Here is a 21,958-nt window from a genome sequence, read left to right as displayed (position 1 = left end):
AGCAGCCCATCGCCACACCGCGGTGGGCTTTGCCGCGTCGTACTCTCAGGCGCCTCTCCGCAGCCGCGGAACCCGGCCACACTCCGGAAAGGATGCATGGTGAAGCGAGCCTGGATCACGGTCGGTACCCGCACTGCGTCGGTAGCAGTGCTGCTCGCCGGCCTGGTCGGCGGAATCCACCTGGGTCAGCAGCACCAGACCCCGGCACCCGCCGCCCTGACCCAGCTCGCGGTCAGCGACGTGCAACTGCTGAAGAGCCGGCAGAACCAGCACATCGCCGACCGCGCCATGCGGCACCAGGCCGAGGGCGTCGCCGCCAAGAAGGCCGCCACCCGGACCAAACGCGCCGCCACCGAGGCGCGGACCGTGGAGACGAAGCGGATAGCGAAGAAGAAGGCGGAGGCCGCGGCGAACGCCGGCCCCGTCGAGTTCACCGGCCCGATCCCGAGTTCCTGCAAGGAGTTCAGCGGCAGCCGCTCGATCGGCTGCACCCTGATGCTCAACGCCGGTTTCGGCATCGCCGAGTTCCCCTGCCTGAACCAGCTGTGGAAGAAGGAGAGCGGCTGGAACTACAAGGCGGAGAACCGCAGCTCCGGCGCCTACGGCATCCCGCAGGCCCTGCCCGGCAGCAAGATGGCCTCGGCGGGCTCGGACTGGCGGACCAACCCGGCAACCCAGATCAAATGGGGCCTCGGGTACATCAAGGGCCGGTACGACACCCCGTGCGGCGCCTGGTCCTTCTTCCAGAGCCGCGGCCACTACTGAGCCCTGGCCGCCGCCACCCACGGGAGCAACAGCGCATCACCGTGGCCGCATGGCGGATTCCCGCACGGTGACCGTGCCGGTCGTCGTGCGCCATGGTGACGAAGTATGCCCGGCGCCGGAAGTGTCAGGTCCGGGCCCGGGCCGCCGAAGAAGACGCCGTGAAGGGACGTGGATCAGCGGACCGGGCGGAGTCGCGGACGTGGTGGCGCCGGTTGACGGCCAGTCGCGCCACGGCACGGGCGGCCATCGCCGGCACCGCCGTGGGCATCACCACCTTGGCGACCTCGGCCGTGCTCGCTTCCACGGTCACCGCGGAGGCCACCCGGGAGGTGCGCCGCACCCAGGCTGTCACGAAGGTGCTGAACGACATCTCGGTGCGGGTGAACGCCCAGGACGCGGCCCTGCGGGAGTACCTGGCGACGGGCGGCACGGAGTACCGGGCCGTCCAGCTGAGTGCCACGCTCGACTCCGCGCGCGCCGACCTGGACTGGTTGCAGCAGCATCAGGCGGTCAGCCAGGTGGAGCTGGACGCGATCCGCGGGGCGTACGCCAACTACAGCCGGATCGTCGTCGAGATCATGGACGGGACGGAGAAGGGCGCCAACGTCTACGGCTACGCGGAGCTGGCCGCGCTGGCTTTCGCGCCGCTGCGGGACGAGGTGCTCAACAACGTCTACCGCAGCCAGCAGTCCCTGGCCGACTACCTGGAGGGCGTGGACCGGCGTGCCGTGCTGCTGCGGACGGTCGCGGGTCTGATGATCCCGGTGGTCCTGCTGCTCTTCGCGGTGTGTGCGGTGGTACTCGTCGGGTATCAGCGGCGGGCGGAGCGGCAGGCCGAGCAGCGCCTGCACGAGGCGACCCACGACCCGCTGACCGGGCTGGGCAACCGGACGATGTTCCACGACCGGCTCGGCGCCGCGGTCCGCGACGGCGAGAAGGCAGCGGTACGCGGGGATGCTGTCCCCGGGGCCCACTTCGGCGTCCTGCTCATCGACCTCGACAGGTTCAAGGAGGTCAACGACACTCTGGGACATCACGCCGGCGACGAGTTGCTGTGCGAGGTGGCTCAGCGGCTGACCGACACGTGCGGGCCCGGTGACACCGTGATCCGGCTCGGCGGCGACGAGTTCGCGATCATCCTGCCGTCGGCCGCGGACCGGGCGGCGGCGCTGGCGGACGGGCGCCGCGTCCTGGAGGCGCTGCGCAGGCCGATCACGCTGAGCGGGTACATGGTCGACATCGACGCGAGCATCGGCGTCTCCTGCTATCCCGCCGACGGCCGCGACCCGGCGGAGTTGTTGCAGCGTGCGGACGTCGCCATGTACGCCGCGAAACGCCGGAACGGCGGCGTCACCGGTTACGCACCGGGACTGGACGGCGGTGACGCGAGCCGGCTGGGCCTGCAGAGCGAGCTGCGGCAGGGCGTCGAACGCGGCGAACTCGTCGTCTTCTACCAACCCAAGATCGACTTGGGTACGCGTACGCCATGTGGGGTAGAAGCCCTGGTCCGCTGGCAGCATCCCGTCCGGGGGCTGCTCGGCCCGGATGCCTTCATCCCGCTGGCCGAGGAGACCGGGCTCATCGACCTGATCACCGCCGAGGTGCTCGACCAGGCCCTCGCGCAGGCCGCCCGGTGGGCCGGCGCCGGTCACGAGATGCCGGTGTCGGTGAACATCCCGGCCCGGTCGCTCAGCGACGACGCGTTCCCGGCGGCGGTCGGCGAGGCGCTGACCCGGCACGGCGTACGCCCCGATCTGCTGACCCTGGAGATCACCGAGAGCGCCATGATCGGCGACCTGCTGCGCGCCGGCGAGGTGCTGCGGGAGCTCCGGGCGTACGGCGTCCATCTCTCGATCGACGACTTCGGCACCGGATACTCCTCGATCGCCCACCTACGCGACATGCCACCGCACGAACTCAAGATCGACCGTAGTTTCGTGATGAAGATGTGCGACAACGCCCGCGACGAGACCATCGTGCGCGCGGTGGTGGAGCTGGCCCTGAACCTGCACCTGCGGGTCGTCGCGGAGGGCGTCGAGACCGAGGAGGCCCTGCGGATGCTCGCCGGGCTCGGTTGCCACGAGGCGCAGGGCTACCACATCAGCCGGCCGCTTCCGGCCGCCGAGCTGACCGACTGGCTGAATCGTTCACCGGTGACGACTATGGCGATAAGCGCCATGTGAGTGCGCGGCCCCGGCTACCGTGATCACGTGGATCGTCGATTCCTGATGAGGTCGGCGTGCGCCGCCGGCGGGGTCCTCGGCCTGCGGCTGGTCACCGGCTGCGGCCGGGAGACGACAGACTCGCCGGCACCGGCGGCACCGGTCGCCGTCCAGCTCGGCGAGCCGGTGCACGAGAGCAGCCCGATCGTCGCCGCGGAGAAGTACTTCGCCCGCAAGGTCGGCGAGCTCACCATGGGCCGGTACCAGGTGGAGGTGAACGCCGGCGGTGCCCTGGGCGCCGACAGCCGGGTCACCGAGATGGTCCGCACCGGCCGGGTCGCCTTCTGCAAGACCCTGCTGGCGAACCTCACCGCTTACGACAAGCGGCTCGGGGTGGCGAACCTGCCGTACGCCTTCAGCGGGCGCGAGCAGTGCCTGGAGTCGCTGAACGGCGAGCTGGGCCGGCGCTGCGCCGCCATCCTGGAGGAGCACGACCTGGTCGTGATCGCCTACTTCTACGCGGGCGACCGCCACTTCTACAACCATCTGCGGCCGGTGCACACGCCCGCCGACCTCAAGGGCATGCGGATCCGGGCACCCCAGAACATCGTGTCGATCGACATGATCAATGCGCTCGGGGCGGACGCGGTGCCGCTGGCGACGAACGACATCACGTCCGCGCTGCAACAGCAGTTGATCGACGGCGCCGAGAACAGCGTCGTCTTCTACGTCACCGAGCAGCACGTCTCGTTCGCTCCGCACCTCTCCTGGACCGGGCATCAGCAGGCGGTCGACGTGCTGCTCGGCAGCGGGAGCTGGCTGGCCGGCCTGCCGGCGGCGGACCGGGAGGCGATCCTGGAGGCGGGCCGGCTCACCCAGGTCGAGCAGGTGCGACTCTGGAACGCCGCCACGGCCGACCACATCGCCCGCGCGAAGAAGCTGGGCGCGGTGCCGGGGGACGCCGACATCCCGGCTTTCCGGAAGGCGCTCGCGTCGGTCCTGCGCACGCAGCGCGGGACGTTCGGTGACCTGGCCACCCTGCTGCCCGAGACGGACTGAGACCGCTCAGTACGTGCGCCCGGCAAGGGCTCGATCAGTACTTACGGCCCGGCAGGGCGGCCCGGGCGCTCTCCTGGTCGAAGGCGGTCTCGGTCGTGAGCACCCGCCGCGGCGGGGTCTGCCCGGCCGCGACCTGCTCGACCAGCTCCATCAGCTGGGGACCGAGGAGCGGGTTGCACTCCACGACGTAGTTGAGCTTCCCCTGGGCAAGAGCGGTCAGACCGGCCCGGGTGGCGTCGACGGTGATGATCTTTATGTCGGTGCCGGGCCGCTTGCGTACCGCCTCGATGGCGTCGACCGCACCGAGACCCTCCTCGTCGTTGTGCGCGAACACCACGTCGATGTCGTCGTACTTCTTCAGGAAACCGGCCATCACCCGCGCACCCTGCTCCCGGGTGAAGCCGCCGTCCCGGGACGCGATCACCTGCAGGTCGGGGTCCACCGCGACAGCCTCGGCGAAGCCTTTGAGCCGCCCGTTGGTCGAGGCCGCGCCGGTGGTGCCCTCGATCTCGACGATCCGGACCGGCCCGTCGGCCTCGCGGTACTGCTCGACCAGCCACTCCCCCGCCGTGCGCCCCTCGGCGACGAAGTCGGAGCCCAGGGCCGTCACGTACAGCGACGTGTCGGTGGTGTCCACGGTCCGGTCCACCAGGATCACCGGCGTGCCGGCGTCCTTGGCGTCCTGGAGCACCGCGTCCCAGCCGGACTCGACGACCGGGGACAGCACGATGACGTCCACGCCACTGCCGAGGAAGGCACGGATGTCGGCGATCTGCTGCTCCTGCTTCTGCATGCCGTCGCGCACCTCCAGGCGTACGCCCGCCGCCGCGGCCGCCTCCCGGATCGATTCCGTGTTCGCCACCTGCCAGGCGCTCTCCGTCCCCACCTGCGAGAACCCCACGACGACAGGTCCGTCGTCGTCGGCCGGCGGGCTCTGGCCGCCGCCACATCCCAGCGCACCGGCGGCAAGCAGGCCGGCCAGACAGACGCCCCAGACCCTGGCGATCATCGTTGCAGCATAAGCCCGCTATAGCCGAAATCGTGGCTTGTGCGGCACTCGCGCTACAGGCTCATCCAGCAGTAGAGGGACTCGCCGTGCTGACGCGCCCGCACCGCCAGGGCCGCGAGATCGGACACCACGTCACGCAGGAACTCCGCGTCACCGGGCCGGCCGAACTCCTCGGTGGCGGCCCACCGCCCGGCCAGGTCCGGCACCCGCTCCGCCGCGACGCCCGCGAGCAGGTCACGGACCCGGTCGTCGAGGACCGTGACCCATGGCCCCTCGTGCTCCAGATCCTGCTCCCCGCCCTCCGGCCAGACCAGGCGGTACCGGACCAGATCGGGGGCCCATTCCTGGCCCGTCACCAGACCGACCAGCCGGCCCAGGACGATGGTCGGATCGATGCCCTTCAGCTCGATCCCGTCGAACACCTCGGGAACCGGCGAGAAGGCGTCGTCCTCGTCCATGTGGCTGCGCACCTCGACCACACCGGGAGCCCGGAAGTAATCGCACAAAAGACCCATGTCATCTCCCCTGCCTTGCCGCGCCGTACTCACGTTCCCGGGCCCGCGCCGCCTTGACGCACAGACCGGCCACCCCCACGATCATCAGCCCCACCATCAGCGGCGCCGTGTCGACAGCCTCCGCCACCTCCCCCGGCAGCCGCGGATCCACCAGCCCGTCCGGGTCGTGGATCACCGTGACCCGATCACCGAGCGACCCCCACGCCTCCTCGGTGAACACCGCGTCGTTGCCCGGCCACGTCATCAGCCGCCCCGGGATCGGCACGCCGTCACGGGTCAGCGAATAGGTGGTGGTCCCCTTGTCACTGCCACCGTGCACCTCGGCGACGACAGCGGTGACCTGCTCACCCCGCTGCTGCAGGACCAGGGCCCAGAATCCCCAGGCCACCATCCCCATCAGGAAGGCGCTGGCGAACCAGGCGCCCAGCAGCCAGACCACGCGGGCATTGAGGTACGACCACGGGGCGGCGACATAGAGCACGATGATCGGTACGGCCCAGATGAGCACGCCGACCACAGCGACCAGATCCGGCCGGACCGACGTGGTGGCGACCACGATGTTGACGACGGCGGCCACGAGGAAGACCGACAGGTAGGCCGCCGCTCGCGCGAGGACACTTCCGCTGCGCTGCACGATCGTGAAGGCTAGGCGACGACGGCAAGACCCCGGACATCGGCGCCGACCGCTGCGATCAGCCCCTTGAGAGAGCCACGAATCCCGAGCACCACAGGTGACTGAACGGCCAACTATGCTGTTGGTGCTATATTCGAGGGGTGCTGATCGACTGGTCCAGCGAGTTCGACACGTGGCTGACCGAGCTCGAACGCAGAGCAGCCGCAGGACACAGCCGAGCACACGACCAACTCGACCTCGTCAATGCGATGCTGGAGTACCTGCAGGATCTCAAAGAACCACCGGTGAATGACACGCCGACCCTGAGACGCGTCCGGCAATCCGGCAGACACCAGGTCTGGCGGATCTCGCACCCTTTTCGCGACGGCATCGCCATCCGCCTGATCGTCTGGCTCCCACCCGATGAGCCGCCGTTGATCGTATTGTTCGGCAACGACATGGCCCATATGGGCGATGTGTTCTACAACAGCGTCGGCAGCCGCGCCGACCAGGTGATCGCGGCCTACCTCAAACTCACCGATGGAGGCGACGATGAATAGGCGACCAGCCAAGTCCGAGTCCGAGTCCGAGTCCATCACTTTTGTCGGCACCGAGGCCGCGCAGGTGCGCATCGCTCGCCTGCGAGCGCGGCACGGCGCAACTGAGCGCGTTGACACCATCCGCGCCGAAATGGCGGAAACCGACCGTGTCTACGCCGAGAATCTCGCAGCGGTACGCAAGGCGGCCGATCTGACACAGGTCGAACTGGCCCGGGCCATGGGTGTTGCCCAGTCGGAGATCAGCCGCATCGAGAGTCGTCCGGACATGCTGCTGTCGACGCTCGCCAACTATCTCGCTGCTGCCGGCGACCGCCCTCGCGTAGTCGTCACGATCGCCGGCAAAGACATTGAAGTTGACCTCACTTCACTGATCAGGCGTTGAGCGCCGGCACAGCACCGATGTCGGAACCCGTCCCACCCGCGCCCAGGAGGTTGACCGCGATCCTCCGGGAGGTTCAGATCGCGGAGTACTGGGGCCCGGAAGACCTGTCGGCATACATCGACACCGCGGTACGCCGATGGACGACCTCGGACCGACCCGGTCCGCCCAGCCGATCCGGGCCGCTCAGCAGATCTGCCGGACTGGCTCGCCGCTCACCTGGCCGGCGTCTTCGGCCTGATCCGCGCCGGCGGCTTCGAGCGGACGACCGGCCACGTCCAGGCGATCACCGGTCGCCCGGCACGCGGGATCGCCGGATTCGCCCGCGACTTCGCGCCCGCGTTCACACCGGTGGCAGTGCCGTCCGGCGGGCGCGGCTGAACGAGCATTCTGCTCTTGGTAGCCGGCAGGGCACACTCGGTGACAGCACTCCATTGGGCGGAGGACACATGCCTTTCATCGACGTCATCGATCCGGCCTTCGGCTTCTCCGCGCCGGAGGTGTCCGCCGCCCAGGACGAGCACTGGTACGCCGACAGCCCGCTCGGCCCACTCGTGCTGCGTCACGCCCAGGCCCAGGAGCTGCTCCGCGACCGTCGCCTCGACCACGGCGGCGACGACTACCTGCGCCGCAACGGCATCACGTCCGGGCCCATCCACGACTGGTGGGTACCGATGATCGTGAACCGGGACGGCGCCGACCACCGGAGGCTACGCGGGCTCGTCGGCCGCTCGTTCACGCCGCGCACCGTCGACCTGCTGCGACCGTTCATCCGAACGACCATCGAAGCGCTGGCCGACGATCTCGACGGGGCCGATTTCGTGGCGGCTTTCGCCGACCGGCTGCCCCTGGCGGTGATGGGGGAGCTGCTCGGCGTACCCGCCGCGGACCACGACATCTTCAGCACCTGGTCCAGCGACATCGGCCTCATCTTCGCCCTGGCCGCCGGCACCGGCACGGCGGCCCCCCTGCAGGTACCACTACGAGTGAGCCGCAACCGGACGCCAGGCACTCCCGGACGGAGCCGACCAGCCGACGGGAAAGTGTACCGTGGCGCGGTGTCCGTCGACTCCTCCGGAAACATGCCCAGAGCAGCGGCATTGTCCTCCATCATGGACTCCGCCGGCACCACGATCCGCACCTTGCTCGGCGTCACCATCATGCCCGACCTCCAGGTGGTGACGGACGTCCACACGGCAAGGCGCGTGGTCCTCCGCCCCGAACAGGAGTCGACTCTCCTCGGCGGCCTGGACCGGCACGGCGACAACGAAAACTCCTGGGAGGTCGGCCTGCCCGAAACCGGCGACTGGGTCCGCCTGATCCTGCACCGCTACCTTTCCGCCCCCGTCGACCCGGCCACCCTCCCCGACGACGACGATCCCTGGTTCCATCCGAGTTTGGGCTGCGACCCGGTGCGCACCGGCGTCGCCATGGTTCTCTCGGTCGGCCTTGCGCTGGGCGCCGCCCTCGTCGGCGGTGGCCTCTTCGAGACCCAGCTGACGGTGTGGCGTCACGACCTGGCCGATCCCGCCGAGGTGATCGCCGGAACCCGGGTCTCCCCCACCGACCTGCCGTTCCGCGAGGCCTGCATCCGCTACATGGACCAATTCCCCGATTCGAAGCCCGGCTGGGGCTGGTCACCGAATGCCCCGTAACGGTGCGCATGCGAATCACCGCTGGATCGCGTACGGAAGGCCCAACGGCGACGTCAGTCAGTCCCATCCGGAACGTGAGGGTCGGTCGGGATGAGGCTGATGTCCGGGATGACGGCAGCCCGTTCCTCCGGCGTAGCATCGAAGGACAGCATCTCCGCTCCCTCAGGAATGCCGACCCGGGGGAGAAAGATGCCGTCACGACCCACGTCGCACCACATCGTCGCGAAACCGACCCTTGAATCGCGACTTCCCGTGTACGTGATGCACAGCTTCCCCTGATCACCGTCCGGGCACGGGACATCCACCCGAGTCGGCCACGCGTCCCGGATCTTCGTGAAGGCGTCGAACCAGGCTTCCCACCTGCGACTGGAATCCGTCATCGCTACTCCGGGTCCAACAAGTGCTTCTTCGTCTGCCACCACTGCTCCTCGTAGGCGTACGCACGAATCTCGTAGGCGGCACGGTCAGCTTCGTTCCACGGATACGTCATTCCGCTGCGCAGTTCATGGAGATGGAACGTCTCGTGCGCCAGGGTCCGAGCCAACTGTTGCTCGTCCAGGAACGCGTCCCGTGCCAGTTTGATCTCGCCGTCCGGCAGCGTCACACCGTAGAACTCCTTGCCGGGGCCGGACCCGCGCCGGATCTTGTCCAAAGAGAACCGGACGTCCCTCATGTCGATCCCGAACTTCTCCGCGACCGCCATGACGTTCTCCCTGCTCATCAGGATTTTCGCGCCGTTACGAACGATACCGTCGCCTTCCCGGAACAGACCGGCCTCGACCCTACCGGGGGCCGGCCCCGCAACCGGGCCGGTACGACTCGGCCGTCCGAACAGTCGCGTGAGGCGGTCGAGGACTCCGGCGAGTTCGGTGAGCTTTCCGTCAAGGCGACGCAGGCTGTCGAGAAGTGCCCGGATGAAGTGCCGGATTCGGTCGACCCATCGGGCAACCAGGGACGCGACCTGTGCCGCCACCATCGGTGTGGCCAGGCCGAGCGTGATTCCTTCCGCCGCCAGCCACTGTGGCAACCGCACGGCCAGCGTCGCCACGAATTGGGCGATCAGGTCGCGAACGATTTCCCGGACCATTCCGACCAGCAGACCGGCACCCTCGACCGCGTACGCGATCGCGTTCGTGGCCGTCGCGATCCCCCCGGCCGCGGCGAGTTGCTCGACGGCCCGGGCACGGTACGCGTCGGCGGACATCCCGACCCAGTCCGCGGTATCCGCGCGGATCGCCGCCCCGTACTGCCGGTGGGCCTCGGCGGCAGCGGCAGAGACGTTCCGCCAGGTAGCGGCATGCGCAGCGATCTCGTCCGGGTCGCCCGCAAGCTGATCGAGTGCGTCCTTCAGCGGACTGACATGCTCCATCAGCCAGCCGACTCCCCAGGCGAACAGCGAGCCGAGCGGATCGACCGCCACCGCAAGGGCGTCGAGGCTGCCGCCGAGCCCGCCGAGTGTGACATCCACCCAGCTGTTGTCCCGTATCCCGTCACCGACCTGCCGGGCGTCCTCCACCAACCCCAACCCGGAGGACCACGTGGTGGAGCTGTGCACCTCAGCGACCAGCGGATTGCTCACCCCGGGCACTCCGAACCTCGTTGAAGACCGACAGGCACGAGCCCACCCGGGTTCGTATCCGACTTTCTCCGACGTTTACCAATATCCCGACCGCCCGGTTCATGCCGGGCATCAGCCGCAGGGCGATCTCCGCAGAGCTGCGAGAACGACTATCAGGACCTGACAACGTCTCGCTGTTCATCGCGGGCTGTTCAATGGCATGCGCGGCTGACCCGCGTGGGCACGAGATCGCCCGGTGCCCGCGAAGCCGCCTGCGACGATCGACGCCGTCACTGCAACGCCGTGACGCCGACCGGATTCAGCGAGCCGTAGAGGCGCCGTTGATCGAATTGGGGTTCGCCGTTTCAGCGACGTTTCGGTCGCATGGATAAAGCGCGTCACTTCGCCGGCGCGGCCATGTGACCTCACCCACTGACCTCCCTTACATAGCGCATTCCAAGAGACCGGCCGGTCACCCAGAATTAACATGGTCAATGTTTATCGCCAGCTCAGGACGGTGCGGACGGCGAGCCAAGATCATGAAGGCGTGCATTTTTTGAATCCGTAACCCGCGCCGAATACAAACGTTCGGGACGAGTGGGTCGCGCGTCGGTGAATGTTCCTGTTCCCTGGTCTACGGCACCCGATCCACGGTGCTGGATATCGACGGCTTTCGGGGGCATCCATGACGGCACCGCCAGTTCCGCCGGTCCGGGCAGCGCGCCTGGCATGGCGGCCGCTGCAGCGTTCGACGCGCGTCGCCATCATCGCGGCGCTCGCCGCCACGCTGTTCTATCAGCTGTTCCTGCTCAACCCGGCGTACCGCGGGCCGGGCTGGCTCTGGTTCGCCATGCTGGCCGCCGAAGGCCTGACCGCCCTGCACCTGATCGGCACGTGGTGGACCATCCTGGCCCACGACGACCGGCCCGAACCCGTGGACGCCACGGTCTGGCGCAATCGGCTGCGAGCCGGCTCGGACGTGTCGTCCATCGACGTCTTCATCACCGCGTACGGCGAGGAACCGGCGCTGGTCCGGCGCACCATGATCGCCGCCCGCGACATGGATCTCCCGCACCGGACGTTCCTGCTCGACGACGGCGACAGCGACGAGCTGCGCGAGATCGCGGACGAGGTGGGCATCGGCTATCTGCGCCGCCCGGGTGGCGCGCACGCGAAGGCCGGCAACGTCAATGCCGGGCTGGCCCGGACCGACGGAGAGTTCGTGGTCATCTTCGACGCCGACCATGTTCCCGAGCCGAATTTCCTGCTCAGCATCCTGCCGCACTTCCACGACCCGGACGTGGCGTTCGTCCAGTCCCCGCAGTTCTACACGAACAACGTCAATCTGGTCGCCACCGGCTCCGGCGAGGCTCAGCGCATCTTCTACGAGCTGGTCTGCCCGGGAAAGAACCATTTCAACGCCGCCTTCTGCGTCGGTACGAACGTGATGTTCCGGCGGGCCGCGCTGGACAGCATCGGCGGCATCTGGACGGGCAGCAACTCCGAGGACATCTGGACGTCGATCGAGTTGCACAAGCGCGGCTGGAAATCCATCTACGTCCCGCAGGTGCTGGCCCGCGGGCTGGCCCCGCAGGATGTCCCGTCCTATCTGAAGCAGCAGCTGCGCTGGGCGGGCGGCGGTTTCGAGGTGCTGCTGCGCGGGCGGCTGTTCAAGCGGGGCATCGGCCTGACCATCGACCAGCGACTGCAATACCTCTTCTGCGGTACGCATTACCTGCTGTCCGTGGCGATGCTGACCTTCATGCTCTTCCCGGCGCTCTACCTCCTCTTCGCACTGAGCCCGATCCGCGCCGACGGCTTCGCCTGGGCCACCCACTACCTGCCGTTCCAGGCGGCCGTGCTGCTGGTCACCTGGCTGCAGTCGGGCGGGTTCAAGCTGTCGGCGATCGTGGCCAGCATCGGTGCGACGCCGGTACATCTGCGGGCCCTCGGCGGCGTGCTGCTCGGCCGGCCGGCGAAGTGGAAGGTCACCAACGCCGGCGGGGACGGCACCCGGTCGCTGTGGGCTGTCATGCCCCTGTTCGCGCTGCTGGTCCTGAACGTCACCGCCATCGTGGTCGGTGTCCTCGTGATGGCCGATCCGGCGCCGACCTGGCTGTCCGTCGGCTGGGCCTCCATGATCGTTCTGATTCTCGGCCGGATGATCCTCGAATCGGTCACCGGCGGCCGGATCCGGCAGGGCGCGACGCCGCCGGCCGGGTCGCCGGCGGGCCCGCGCCCGCCCGCCGGGCAATCCGCCACCCTGCCGCAGCACGTCGCGGCCACCGCTTGAGTCGGGCTCCGCCCGCGACGATCAGCGCCGCCACCAATCCACGCCCGGCACCATTTGCGCCCGCCACCATTTGCCGCCTGACCCGGGCAACACCGCCGAGAGGGTACGACCATGAGCGCCACGATCGACAATGCTCGAACCTACGACAACGACTCGACCAGGGTCATCCAGCGCACCGCACCGGCAGAACCGCCGCCGAAGCGCCGCGGACGGAGTGTGCTGCGGGTCGCGCGTACCAGCCTGGTGGTGTTGATCCTGCTGGCCGCGGCCGTCGCGGGCGGCACCCACATCGTGCGGCAGCGCCTCGCCGAACGGAACATGGTGGATGCCGGCACCGCCGTGCTCACCGCGCAGCCGATCACTGTTGGTTCGGCCGATGCCGCCGTCGTCACCGAGATGCTGACCGCCGAGCGGACGAGCGTCACCGCCGGCGCGGTCCTGGCCACCATCACCCTGACCGCGGAGGGGGACGGGGACACGCGCCGGGTGCAGAAGCTGCAGGCACCCGCCGCGGGCATCATCACCAAGATCCACGTCGCTCCCGGGCAGATCGCCCGCGCCGGTGAGCCGATCGTCACCCTGTACGACCCGGCCAAGGTCGCCTTCGCGGTCGACGTGCCGCTCGAGGAGCTGCGCAAGTTCCGGCTCGGGATGACCGCCTACGTGACGGGACCCGGGCTGTCCAGCCGGATAACCACGACGCTGGAGAAGGTCGAGCCGAAGGTCGACGCCGGCCAGCAGGCGAGCGCCGAGGACGAACTGACCGTCGTGCTGCGGCCGGACCCGGCGGCCCGTGCGACAGTGCGGACGCTGGTGCCGGGGCTGCAGTTCGCCGTGGTCGTCGACACCACCACGGCCGCCGGCAGCACCCCCGCTGTGAACAGCGCATGAACCGCCGCGTACTGGCCGTGACCGTGATCGCGGCGCTCACCGCGCTGCCGGCCTGCACCTCCGCGCCGGACGCCGCGCCGGCGGACCGGGTCCCGGCCGCGCCGGCGCAGAACTCCGGCACGGTCATGGAGGACGCCGCCGCGTCACCGCTCACCGTTCCCGTGGTGACCGGCAGCGGAAGCATCGCCGAGAAGCTGCCGGCCGGCTCCGCACCGGCCAAGGCGCCCGCACAGGCCGGCGACCTCACGGGCCAAGCGGTGCCGACCAACCAGTGGTGGAGTTCCGCACTGACCGGGCCCCGTACCCAACCGATCTGGACCCACCCGCTGGCCGTGCAGGCCGCCGCCGGCGGTGTGCAGATCAGCGGCGCGTCACTCACCGCGTCCGCGAACGCGGTGATCACCCCGTTCGTGCCCGCCCTCACCGTCGGCGCGGCCACCGGCGCCGTGAGTGTCGTCAGCTACGGCGCGTTCCATGTCGTCCTGCGGGTCGAGATCGCCGGTGGCGGCCGGGTCGACGTCACACTCGCGCAGGGCAGCCCGGTGGTGTGGCTGCGCTTCGACGGGGCGGCGCCCACGCTGACCGGCACCTTCCGCGACGTCGGCAGCTCGGCCACCCGGGCCCGGCTCGACATCGCGGGCGGGCGCTGGGACGTCCTCGGCACCGACCTGGCGCAGAGCGGAACCACCATCACCGGCTCGGGCCGGCAACTCGCCGTCGCCCGGGTGCCGCTCGGCGCCGATCAAACGAGCTGGGAACAGGCCAGCACCGGCGATCCGATCGTGCGGACCACCGCCACCACGGCGTACGACGCCACGGCCGGAACGGTCACCCAGACCCTCACCGCGCGCCGGGCCGCCGGCGGAACCGGAGCGTGGGCCCTGCTGCCGCACCACCAGGCCGGCCTGGTCGCCGGGCCGGCGCCCCTCGCGGGCTCCTATCCGGACGCGCGGGGAACGATGTCCCTGGTCACCGCCGAGGCGGTGCAGGTCACGACCCCGATGCCCGGGTTGCTCACCGCGATGCCGAAGGTGCCGCTGAGCGAGGCGGCGGCCGAAGCCGTGCTCGCCGACCTGGACCGGGACCTGGCCGACCCGCCCGGCGCGGGCGGCAGCTACTTCGGACTCAAGGAACTCGGCCGGCTGTCCACCATCGCCGAGGTCGCGGCCGCCACCGGGGCGGACACCCAGCGCACGGCGGCGCTCGACCTGCTCCGGCCGCAACTCGTCGACTGGCTGACCCACACCGGCCCGTCCGACGGCCGGTACTTCGGCTACGACCCGACCTGGGGTGGGCTGATAGCCGTCCCGGCCGAGTTCGGCGCCCAGGACTACAACGACCATCACTTCCAGTACGGCTACCTGGTCCGCGCCGCCGCCGTGCTGGCCATCGCCGATCCCGGATTCGCCCGCGACTACGGCGACGTGGTCGACCTGATCGTCCGCGACTACGCCGGGTCGCTGGCGATCGGACCCGCGAGCGGGCTGCCGCCGTTCCGGGCCTTCAACGCCTACCTCGGCAGCTCGGCCGCTTCCGGGTTCGCCCCCTTCGCGGACGGCAACAACCAGGAGTCGTCAAGCGAGGCGGTGGCAGCCTGGGAGGCAGTGGTCCGCTGGGGGGCGATCCGCGACAACGCCGAGATGACCGGGTACGGCGTCGCCCACTACGCGCTGGAGGCGGCGACGGCCCGGATGTACTGGCTCGGCGAAGGGCTCACCCGCGAGGCCGGGTACGCCCACACCACCGCGGGCATCGTCTGGGACGCCAAAATCGACTATGCGACCTGGTTCGATCCCAAGCCCGAATCCGTCCTCGGCATCCAGCTGCTGCCGCTGACCGCCGGCGCCTTCTACCGCGGCCCGTCCGCCGCCCGCCAGAAGGAACTGGGCGACAAACCCAAGGTCTGGGGCAACCTCTTCGCCGCCGACCTGGCCCTGTCCGACCCCGAAGCCGCCCGCCGGCGGCTCGACGCGGGAGTCACCCGCGAGGAGAGCACCAGCCGCGCGATGGTCCGCTACTGGGTCGAGGCCCTGGCCGTGCTCGGCCCCCCACAGCCGAAAACCGCCGCGCCGGTGGGGTCGCTGGCGTTCGGTCCCGCGAATGCCCCGAAGATCCTCCGGGCGCCCGGCGGCTAGCTTCCGCAGGCGGGCGGTTCGCGCCATGCTTGATCCGCCCGGCATGAAAGGCTGGGCGGATCCCATGGCAGCCCGCCAACTGATCGGTGCACAGGATGTCTGAAGAGGACCTCGCCGCCGCGGCCGCGTCGGCAACCGCCGTGCGGCAGGTGACCGCCCTGACCCGCTGGGTCGGCGCGGGCCGGAAACTGACCCAGACCGGCCAGTTGACCATGGCTGACGCCCGGCACCTGGTCGACCTTCTGGAAACCGGCGACAGGATCGACCCGACGGTCGGCGCCCGGAAGTTCCGCACCCGCAGCAGCGCCGACCTTCCCCGGTTGGCGGTCGTGCTGGCCTGGGCGAAAGCGGCCGGACTGCTCCGAGTCGTGAACGGCCGGTTGGTGCCGGTGAAGAAGAATCAGCGTCTGCTGGACCGGCCGGTGGACCTGTGGACCACCATGTTCACGGTCTTCGGCGAACTCGGCCCGGCTCTCTGCCCGCCCCGCTGGGCCGCCTCGCTGCTCGACGACAGCTTCGCCGACGGCATCGCCGTACTCCTCGGCTGCCTTGCGGAGCATGCCGGCGCCGTGCGCGTCGATGAGGCGCAGGAGCGGGTCTGGTCGGCCCTCGCCGCACGCTACTACCTGGACGAGGCCACCACTGAGCAACTGAGCCGCCTCCGCAAGGCCACCGACCTCGACCTGCGCCGCGCCGCCGGCGAGCTGATCGCGCTCGGCGCGCTGCTCGGTGACAGCGAGACACTGCGCCTGTCCCCGGCCGCCGAGCAGGTGCTCCGCGCGAGATTCGGTGCCGTGCGGCCCGGTGACCAGATCGCTCAGATCAAGGTCACGCTGCTGGACACCGATCCGCCGGTGTGGCGGCGCCTGCTCGTGCCCACGACGATGCGCCTGGACCGGCTCGATCAGGTCATCCAGGCCGCGATGGGCTGGACCAACTCCCACCTGCACATGTTCATCCATCCCACCGGCCACTACGGCCCGCCCGACCCCGATCTCCCGATGATCGACGAACGCACGGCCTCTTTCGGCGACCTGGCCGCCGGCGAAGGGGACACGTTCGAGTACGAGTACGACTTCGGCGACAGTTGGACGCACGAGGTGCTGCTGGAGAAGCTGATACCCGCCGAGCCGTCCGCGCAGTACCCGGCCTGCACGGACGGTGCTCGCGCCTGCCCACCGGAAGACTGCGGCGGCACCCCCGGCTACCAGGGCCTGCTCGACGCGCTCGCCGACCCCGGCCACCCTGATCACCACGAATTACGACAGTGGCTGGGCCTGGAGCAGGGCGACACCTTCGATCCCGAACATTTCGACCCCGCCGACGCCAACCGGCGCATCTCCACGGTGGTATTCGCCGGAACGCCAAGCCGGTGACCGGCGTGGGACGGACTCGCCTGGAGGCGTAGTGCTGGAGATCGAGCGGTTCGACCTTGACGGGATCGCGTCCGCCCTGTCGGACCAGAACCTCGACGACGAGTATCGGCATCTGATCGACCCCGAGACCGGGAAGATCGGCCTGTGGACCCGGGAAGGTGGCATCGACGGCAAGAAGTCCGTGGATCTCGACGATCTGGATGTACTCGTGATCCGGCCCCTGCCGTCGTACGTCTGGCAGCAGGACATGGCGGACTTCATCGACCTTGTCAGCGACAATCGAGCCGCCCAGCGGCTTGCCCGCGCGATCAGGGGCCGCGGCGGGTTCCGCCGGTTCAAGGACGAGTTGAACGAGGAGTACCCACACCTCCTGCAGCCCTGGTACGGCTTCCGTGACACCCGGGCCGCCCGCAGGGCCGTCGAGTGGTTACGCGATGAATCGCTGATCGATGACGCCGCCGCGAAACGCTTCTTCGCCGAGCATCCCGACCCGTCCGTGCCCTGACCCCATCAGTGCTCCGGCTCGCGTCCATCGCCCGGGCGCCGGCCGGATTCATCTGTCTCCGTAGTGATACTTGCAGGCGACGATCTCGACGTCACCGTCCTTGATTCGGTAGACGAGCCGGTGCTCCCGGTCGATACGCCGCGACCAGAGGCCGGACAACTCTCCGCGAAGCGGTTCGGGCTTCCCGATGCCTTCGTAACCGTTACGCATGACGTCCGCGATCAAGTCGTTGATTCGCTTGATCAGCTTGCGGTCGGTGTGACCGAGATACTGGGACCAAGCCGTCGTAGAGAAGGTCAGCCTCACGCCACGTCCTACACCGTGGCAGGGTCGACGAGCGCCCGCTCGTGGCTTTCACCCCTGTCCAACTCGGCCATCGATCGGCGCAGCGCCTCGGCGTTGCTGGGACTACGGAGCAGGTACTCGGTCTCTTTCATCGACTCGTACTCGGCCAGCGGCACAATGACGACCGGCTCGTGCCCCGAGCGGGTCACCACCAACTCCTCGGCATCATCGACCACGCTGTCGAGCTCAGCAGCAAGGTTCTGCCGCAGCTGCGTGAAGTTCACGGTTCGCATCTCCACCTCCAGGGAAGTACAGAAAATTGTACTCCGGTGGATGGGCTTGGACCTGGACTGGACGCCTAACCAAGGAGCTCTCGGATGTCGGCGGCAGTGAGGGCGGCGGAGGAGAATTCGCCGCCGTCCATCACTCCGGCGAACAGTTCGGCTTTGCGTGCCTGCAACGCCATCACCTTCTCCTCGATGGTGTCCCGTGCCACCAGGCGATAGACCATCACGTTGTGGGTCTGCCCGATGCGGTGTGCCCGGTCCACGGCCTGCGCCTCCGTCGCGGGGTTCCACCACGGGTCGAGAAGGATGCAGTAGTCCGCCTCGGTCAGGTTCAGGCCAAAGCCGCCGGCCTTCAAGCTGATCAGGAACACCGGTGCGGTGCCGGTCTTGAACTCCTCGATCACCCGCCTGCGGTCGCGGGTGGTGCCGTCCAGGTACGCACAGGTGATGCCGGCCTGCTCCAGGCGGTCGCGGGCGCTGCCGAGGAACCGGGTGAACTGGCTGAACACCAGGGTGCGGTGCCCTTCAGCGGCGATGTCGGTGAGTTGCTCCACCAACAGATCGAGCTTGGTGGAGGAGACCGCGCGGTGCTGTTCGTCGACCAATGCCACGTCCAGGCTGGCCTGCCGCAGCAGCGTCAGCGAGCGGAAGATCTCGAAACGGTTCTTCTCGAGGTCACCCAGCAGGCCCAGCACCTTCTGCCGCTCCCGTTGCAGGTAACGCTGGTAGATCTTGCGATGCCCGGGCGACAGATCGACGTCGACGACCTGTTCCTGCTTGGCAGGCAGGTCGGCGGCCACCTCACTCTTGCGGCGGCGCAGCACCAGCGGGCGGATCCGGCGGCGCAACTGGGCCAGCCGGTCCTGATCGCGGTCGCGTTCGATCGGATGGCGGTAGTACTCGGTGAACTGATCCAGGCGGGGGAACAGGCCGGGGGCTGCGATCGAGCAGAGTGCCCACAGTTCGGCCAGGTTGTTCTCCATCGGCGTACCGGTGATGGCGACCTTGAAAGGCGCCGGGAGGCGACGAGCGCATTTGTACGCCTGCGACTGCGGGTTCTTCACGAATTGCGCCTCATCGAGCACGAGCCCGGCCCAGTCCAGCAACGCGTAGTCGTCGTACTCCAGACGGAACAGCGTGTACGAGGTGACCACCACGTCGGCCTGTCCGATCGCCTCCGCCAGGCCGGAACCTCGCCGGGCCGCGGTGGAGGTGATCGCCACGACGTCGAGATCCGGGGTGAAGCGGGCAGCCTCGGCCGCCCAGTTGTGCACGACGCTGGCCGGCGCCACGACCAGGAAGCGGCCGTGCTTGCGGGCATGGCACAGCAGAGCGAGCGCCTGCAGCGTCTTACCGAGGCCCATGTCGTCGGCGAGGATCCCGCCGAGGCCGTTGTCGTGCAGTGCGGCCAGCCAGCGAAAACCCTCCTTCTGGTACGGGCGCAGCTCGGCCTGCACCTCGTCGGGCACCGGCTGGTCCAGGAGCACGCCCGCCCGGCTCAGCGCAGCCACCGCACGCTGCCAATCCGCCGCTTGACCGGCCAACTCCCCCAGCTCACCGAGTTCGTCCCAGACGCCGGCCTGGAACCGGCCGACCCGCAGCACACCCGGCGGGCTGTCGGTGAGTTCGCGGGACTCGGCGATCAGTTCGCGCAGCTGCCGGAACTCGGGCCGGTCCAGGCCGAAGTAGACACCGGTGGGCAGGATCAGGAACTCCTGCTCCCGGGCGAGCGCGACGAAGAGCGCCTCGAAGTCGACCTGTTCACCGCCCACCTCGACGCGGACCGACAGGTCGAACCAGTCCCGCTCGTCGGTCTGCGCGGCATCGGTGAACGTGATCACCGGTTCCGCTTCGCTCTCCTGCAGGTCCCAGTCCTCCGGCTCGATCACCGAAACACCGAGGCCGACCAGTTCGGCAGACACCGTACCCAAGAAATGGATCATCGCGTCGCCGCTCAGCACCGACTCGGCGGCCAGCCGGGGACCCTGCGGACCGGATTCCAGCAGACCGGGCAGGCGCGGCCCGACAAGATCAACCACCCGCCGTACGAGGCCGGCCTGCTCGTCCGGCAGCTTCGGTGACCAGAGCGGGTCGCCGTGCCGCTCACCGCCCACCTCGACCACCCACTCCCAGGACAGCCGCAGATCATGCCCGCGTTCGGCGCTCAGCGTCACGGTCAGGACCGGAGCACCCACCTGCGGCAGAATCACGGCCGGCCCGGCCGGCAGGACCTCCATCTGCCGGACCAGGCCGGGGTAGACCTCGGCGAAGAACTTCTCCTGCTGCTCACCGGGAATCTGAATCCCCGGGGCCGCCAGAGCTTTCCGAGCCGCACGCGGCAACGGACCGGCCAGCGCAGCCAGCCGCAGCACCCGTTCAGCCGGCTCCGCTGCGCCACGTCCGCGCCACGAGGCGATGCCGTGCGCCGGCTCGCCGAAGAAAAGGGTGCTCTCCAGGTCGACCGGTATTCCGTCGACCTGGAGCACGGCCTGCAGCGACAGGTCACCATCCACGTTGTCGACCTGCATGGACACCCGCGCCGGACGACTTGCCACGATCACCGGCCGGGCCTTGCTGCCGTACTCCACCAGCGGTAAGCCCGACTCCTGCGCCTCCGCCAGCAGATCCCAGATCCGTCGGGTGCCGAACTCGTCGAGGTAGATGTTCCCGCTGGCACCGCTGCTGTAATAGCGCGTGTAAGCACCGGGCAGTTTGGTGATCTCGGCAAGCAGCTGGCGGTGATGCTCCAGCTCCGGCGAGCGTCCCCCGGCGTAGCCCAGCGACTGCCAGCTGATTCCGGTACGCACCCAGCCCCTGCGACCCGGGATGACCGGGCGCATCGAGATCCGCTTCCCTGTCCTGCGCGCCTCCGGAATGTAGGCGTCCACCAGCTCGAACTGCAGGCCGATCTCCGGCTCCAAGGGCTCCGGGAGGGGCGGCGGCCCGGCCAGGTCACGCAGCCGTGCCGACAGCTGCGACTCCCATCGGGCGGCCCTCGTCCGCCGCTGCGCCGGCAGTGGTGCCGCTGCGCTCGGCGTCCGCTGGTCTTTCTTGCCTCTCTTGTCCTGCTTGTCCTGCTCGTCCTGCTCGATGGCGATCATCAGCGCGATCAGGTGTACGCAGCCGGCATCGGCACAGGTGCAGGAGCCGTTCAAGGCCGGCTCCGGCCCGGAAACGACCTCGCCGGTCACCACCCCGCCGGCCCGGACCTTACCGACCGCCAGCCCGTCCGAGCCGATCGTCGGATCGACGATCTCCCCCGCGGCCAGCACTGTTCGCGCCTGCTGGAAGGCGCGAATCCCGACCAGCTCGCTGAGAACCGCCTCCTTCGGAGACAGGAACAACTTCGCCATCGTCGCCTTTCGCCCGAGCCAAGAGGCAACTCTAGGCACATCAGAAAAGCGACGCACACTACGTACCCGTCAAGGGGAAGCCGACCAGATCTCGGCCGCTTCAGCCCGGCGCCGATGCTCGGCGTCGAGCCTGCCTACAGACGCACTGCCCGGAAACCCGAATCGGCACCGTCATGGAAGAAGATCCGCCCCTCAAGGGCACCGTCATCGGTAACCGCGGCCCAGCCCCGCCCGCTGACCTCATCACCCTCGTCACTGCCCTGCCATGAGAACTCGACGCCAGCCCGGCCGGTCCGCTCCACCGCCCGGCAGTCCAACCCACCGTCGACCGCGATGAACCGGAACTCGCCGCGGAGATCCGGGTCGATCTCGATGAAAGCCGGCCCCACCAGATCGATGTCATCGGCTTCCCACAGTTCCATCTCCACGATCCGCCACCGACCGACGAAATCCTTCGACGCACCGTCAGCCTTTCGCCTAACCATCACCGATCCTCGATTCCCATAAGCCTCATCCCAACTCGTCCACCACGCCGACAGCCTCGCTCACGACGACGCG

At 69.0% G+C, this 21,958-nt stretch carries 20 protein-coding genes; 11 read left to right on the top strand and 9 right to left on the bottom strand.

Translation table 11 applies throughout. The annotated features are described in order from the left end of the window. Positions 1 to 99 precede the first annotated feature (99 nt). The 3 genes from LPA41_RS20425 to dctP all read left to right on the top strand — a co-directional run bounded on the left by LPA41_RS20425 (position 100) and on the right by dctP (position 3,986). On the top strand, positions 100 to 765 hold the full coding sequence (locus LPA41_RS20425) for a lytic transglycosylase domain-containing protein (protein ID WP_229072245.1): 666 nt from the start codon (positions 100 to 102) through the stop codon (positions 763 to 765). Between the two features lie 158 nt (positions 766 to 923). Then, positions 924 to 2,948, top strand: coding sequence for a bifunctional diguanylate cyclase/phosphodiesterase (locus tag LPA41_RS20420; protein WP_229072244.1), 2,025 nt, complete (start codon positions 924 to 926; stop codon positions 2,946 to 2,948). Between the two features lie 27 nt (positions 2,949 to 2,975). Continuing rightward, a complete protein-coding gene (gene dctP, locus LPA41_RS20415) occupies positions 2,976 to 3,986 on the top strand; it encodes a TRAP transporter substrate-binding protein DctP (RefSeq protein ID WP_229072243.1) in 1,011 nt (336 codons plus the stop codon). Between the two features lie 34 nt (positions 3,987 to 4,020). Here dctP and LPA41_RS20410 read toward each other — a convergent pair whose 3' ends face one another. The 3 genes from LPA41_RS20410 to LPA41_RS20400 are packed head-to-tail and all read right to left on the bottom strand — an operon-like array spanning position 4,021 to position 6,144. Further along, positions 4,021 to 4,995, bottom strand: coding sequence for an ABC transporter substrate-binding protein (locus LPA41_RS20410; protein ID WP_229072242.1), 975 nt, complete (start codon positions 4,993 to 4,995; stop codon positions 4,021 to 4,023). 53 nt (positions 4,996 to 5,048) lie between these two features. Further along, on the bottom strand, positions 5,049 to 5,510 hold the full coding sequence (locus LPA41_RS20405) for a hypothetical protein (protein WP_229072241.1): 462 nt from the start codon (positions 5,508 to 5,510) through the stop codon (positions 5,049 to 5,051). Position 5,511: 1 nt separating this feature from the next. Continuing rightward, positions 5,512 to 6,144, bottom strand: coding sequence for a hypothetical protein (locus LPA41_RS20400; RefSeq protein WP_229072240.1), 633 nt, complete (start codon positions 6,142 to 6,144; stop codon positions 5,512 to 5,514). A gap of 140 nt (positions 6,145 to 6,284) precedes the next feature. On the opposite strand from LPA41_RS20400, the gene LPA41_RS20395 reads away from it, so the two are divergent. The 3 genes from LPA41_RS20395 (at position 6,285) to LPA41_RS20385 (ending at position 8,717) form a co-directional block, all read left to right on the top strand. Beyond that, the gene (locus tag LPA41_RS20395) at positions 6,285 to 6,683 is read left to right on the top strand and encodes a hypothetical protein (protein ID WP_229072239.1); all 399 of its coding nucleotides are present in this window, start codon (positions 6,285 to 6,287) and stop codon (positions 6,681 to 6,683) included. Further along, the gene (locus LPA41_RS20390) at positions 6,664 to 7,065 is read left to right on the top strand and encodes a helix-turn-helix domain-containing protein (protein WP_229072238.1); all 402 of its coding nucleotides are present in this window, start codon (positions 6,664 to 6,666) and stop codon (positions 7,063 to 7,065) included. Before LPA41_RS20395 ends, LPA41_RS20390 begins: the two co-directional genes overlap by 20 nt. Before the next feature lie 446 nt (positions 7,066 to 7,511). Then, positions 7,512 to 8,717, top strand: a complete 1,206-nt coding sequence (locus tag LPA41_RS20385) for a hypothetical protein (RefSeq protein WP_229072237.1) — start codon at positions 7,512 to 7,514, stop codon at positions 8,715 to 8,717. A gap of 53 nt (positions 8,718 to 8,770) precedes the next feature. Here the strand turns inward: LPA41_RS20385 and LPA41_RS20380 are convergent, their stop codons facing one another. Together LPA41_RS20380 and LPA41_RS20375 are read right to left on the bottom strand one after the other, a co-directional pair. After that, positions 8,771 to 9,097 (bottom strand): hypothetical protein, encoded by a 327-nt coding sequence (locus LPA41_RS20380; protein ID WP_229072236.1) that lies wholly within the window; start codon positions 9,095 to 9,097, stop codon positions 8,771 to 8,773. A 2-nt stretch (positions 9,098 to 9,099) separates the two neighbouring features. Next, positions 9,100 to 10,296: a hypothetical protein gene (locus tag LPA41_RS20375; protein ID WP_229072235.1), complete on the bottom strand. Its 1,197-nt coding sequence runs from the start codon at positions 10,294 to 10,296 to the stop codon at positions 9,100 to 9,102. Between the two features lie 664 nt (positions 10,297 to 10,960). On the opposite strand from LPA41_RS20375, the gene LPA41_RS20370 reads away from it, so the two are divergent. The 5 genes from LPA41_RS20370 to LPA41_RS20350 all read left to right on the top strand — a co-directional run bounded on the left by LPA41_RS20370 (position 10,961) and on the right by LPA41_RS20350 (position 17,475). Continuing rightward, a complete protein-coding gene (locus LPA41_RS20370; RefSeq protein WP_229072234.1) occupies positions 10,961 to 12,568 on the top strand; it encodes a glycosyltransferase family 2 protein in 1,608 nt (535 codons plus the stop codon). 111 nt (positions 12,569 to 12,679) lie between these two features. Then, complete coding sequence (locus LPA41_RS20365; protein WP_229072233.1) at positions 12,680 to 13,459, top strand: HlyD family secretion protein; 780 nt, start codon at positions 12,680 to 12,682, stop codon at positions 13,457 to 13,459. Then, positions 13,456 to 15,594 (top strand): glycosyl hydrolase, encoded by a 2,139-nt coding sequence (locus LPA41_RS20360; protein ID WP_229072232.1) that lies wholly within the window; start codon positions 13,456 to 13,458, stop codon positions 15,592 to 15,594. The genes LPA41_RS20365 and LPA41_RS20360 overlap by 4 nt, the downstream gene beginning before the upstream one ends. Before the next feature lie 95 nt (positions 15,595 to 15,689). Continuing rightward, entirely contained in the window at positions 15,690 to 16,970 is a 1,281-nt protein-coding gene (locus LPA41_RS20355) for a plasmid pRiA4b ORF-3 family protein (protein WP_229072231.1), read from the top strand. A 31-nt stretch (positions 16,971 to 17,001) separates the two neighbouring features. Next, positions 17,002 to 17,475 carry a UPF0158 family protein gene (locus tag LPA41_RS20350; protein WP_229072230.1) on the top strand — a complete coding sequence of 158 codons (474 nt, stop codon included), beginning with the start codon at positions 17,002 to 17,004 and terminating at the stop codon, positions 17,473 to 17,475. 48 nt (positions 17,476 to 17,523) lie between these two features. Here the strand turns inward: LPA41_RS20350 and LPA41_RS20345 are convergent, their stop codons facing one another. The 4 genes from LPA41_RS20345 to LPA41_RS20330 form a co-directional block, all read right to left on the bottom strand. Beyond that, positions 17,524 to 17,781 (bottom strand): Txe/YoeB family addiction module toxin, encoded by a 258-nt coding sequence (locus LPA41_RS20345; protein ID WP_229072229.1) that lies wholly within the window; start codon positions 17,779 to 17,781, stop codon positions 17,524 to 17,526. 8 nt (positions 17,782 to 17,789) lie between these two features. Beyond that, entirely contained in the window at positions 17,790 to 18,053 is a 264-nt protein-coding gene (locus tag LPA41_RS20340; RefSeq protein WP_229072228.1) for a type II toxin-antitoxin system Phd/YefM family antitoxin, read from the bottom strand. A 65-nt stretch (positions 18,054 to 18,118) separates the two neighbouring features. Beyond that, positions 18,119 to 21,457 (bottom strand): DEAD/DEAH box helicase, encoded by a 3,339-nt coding sequence (locus LPA41_RS43025; RefSeq protein ID WP_229072227.1) that lies wholly within the window; start codon positions 21,455 to 21,457, stop codon positions 18,119 to 18,121. 77 nt (positions 21,458 to 21,534) lie between these two features. After that, positions 21,535 to 21,828, bottom strand: a complete 294-nt coding sequence (locus LPA41_RS20330) for a hypothetical protein (RefSeq protein WP_229072226.1) — start codon at positions 21,826 to 21,828, stop codon at positions 21,535 to 21,537. Between the last annotated feature and the right edge of the window lie 130 nt (positions 21,829 to 21,958).

Source organism: Actinoplanes sp. DH11, from assembly GCF_020873875.1.
Lineage (GTDB): Bacteria > Actinomycetota > Actinomycetes > Mycobacteriales > Micromonosporaceae > Actinoplanes.
This window is presented reverse-complemented; position numbering and strand designations above follow the sequence as displayed.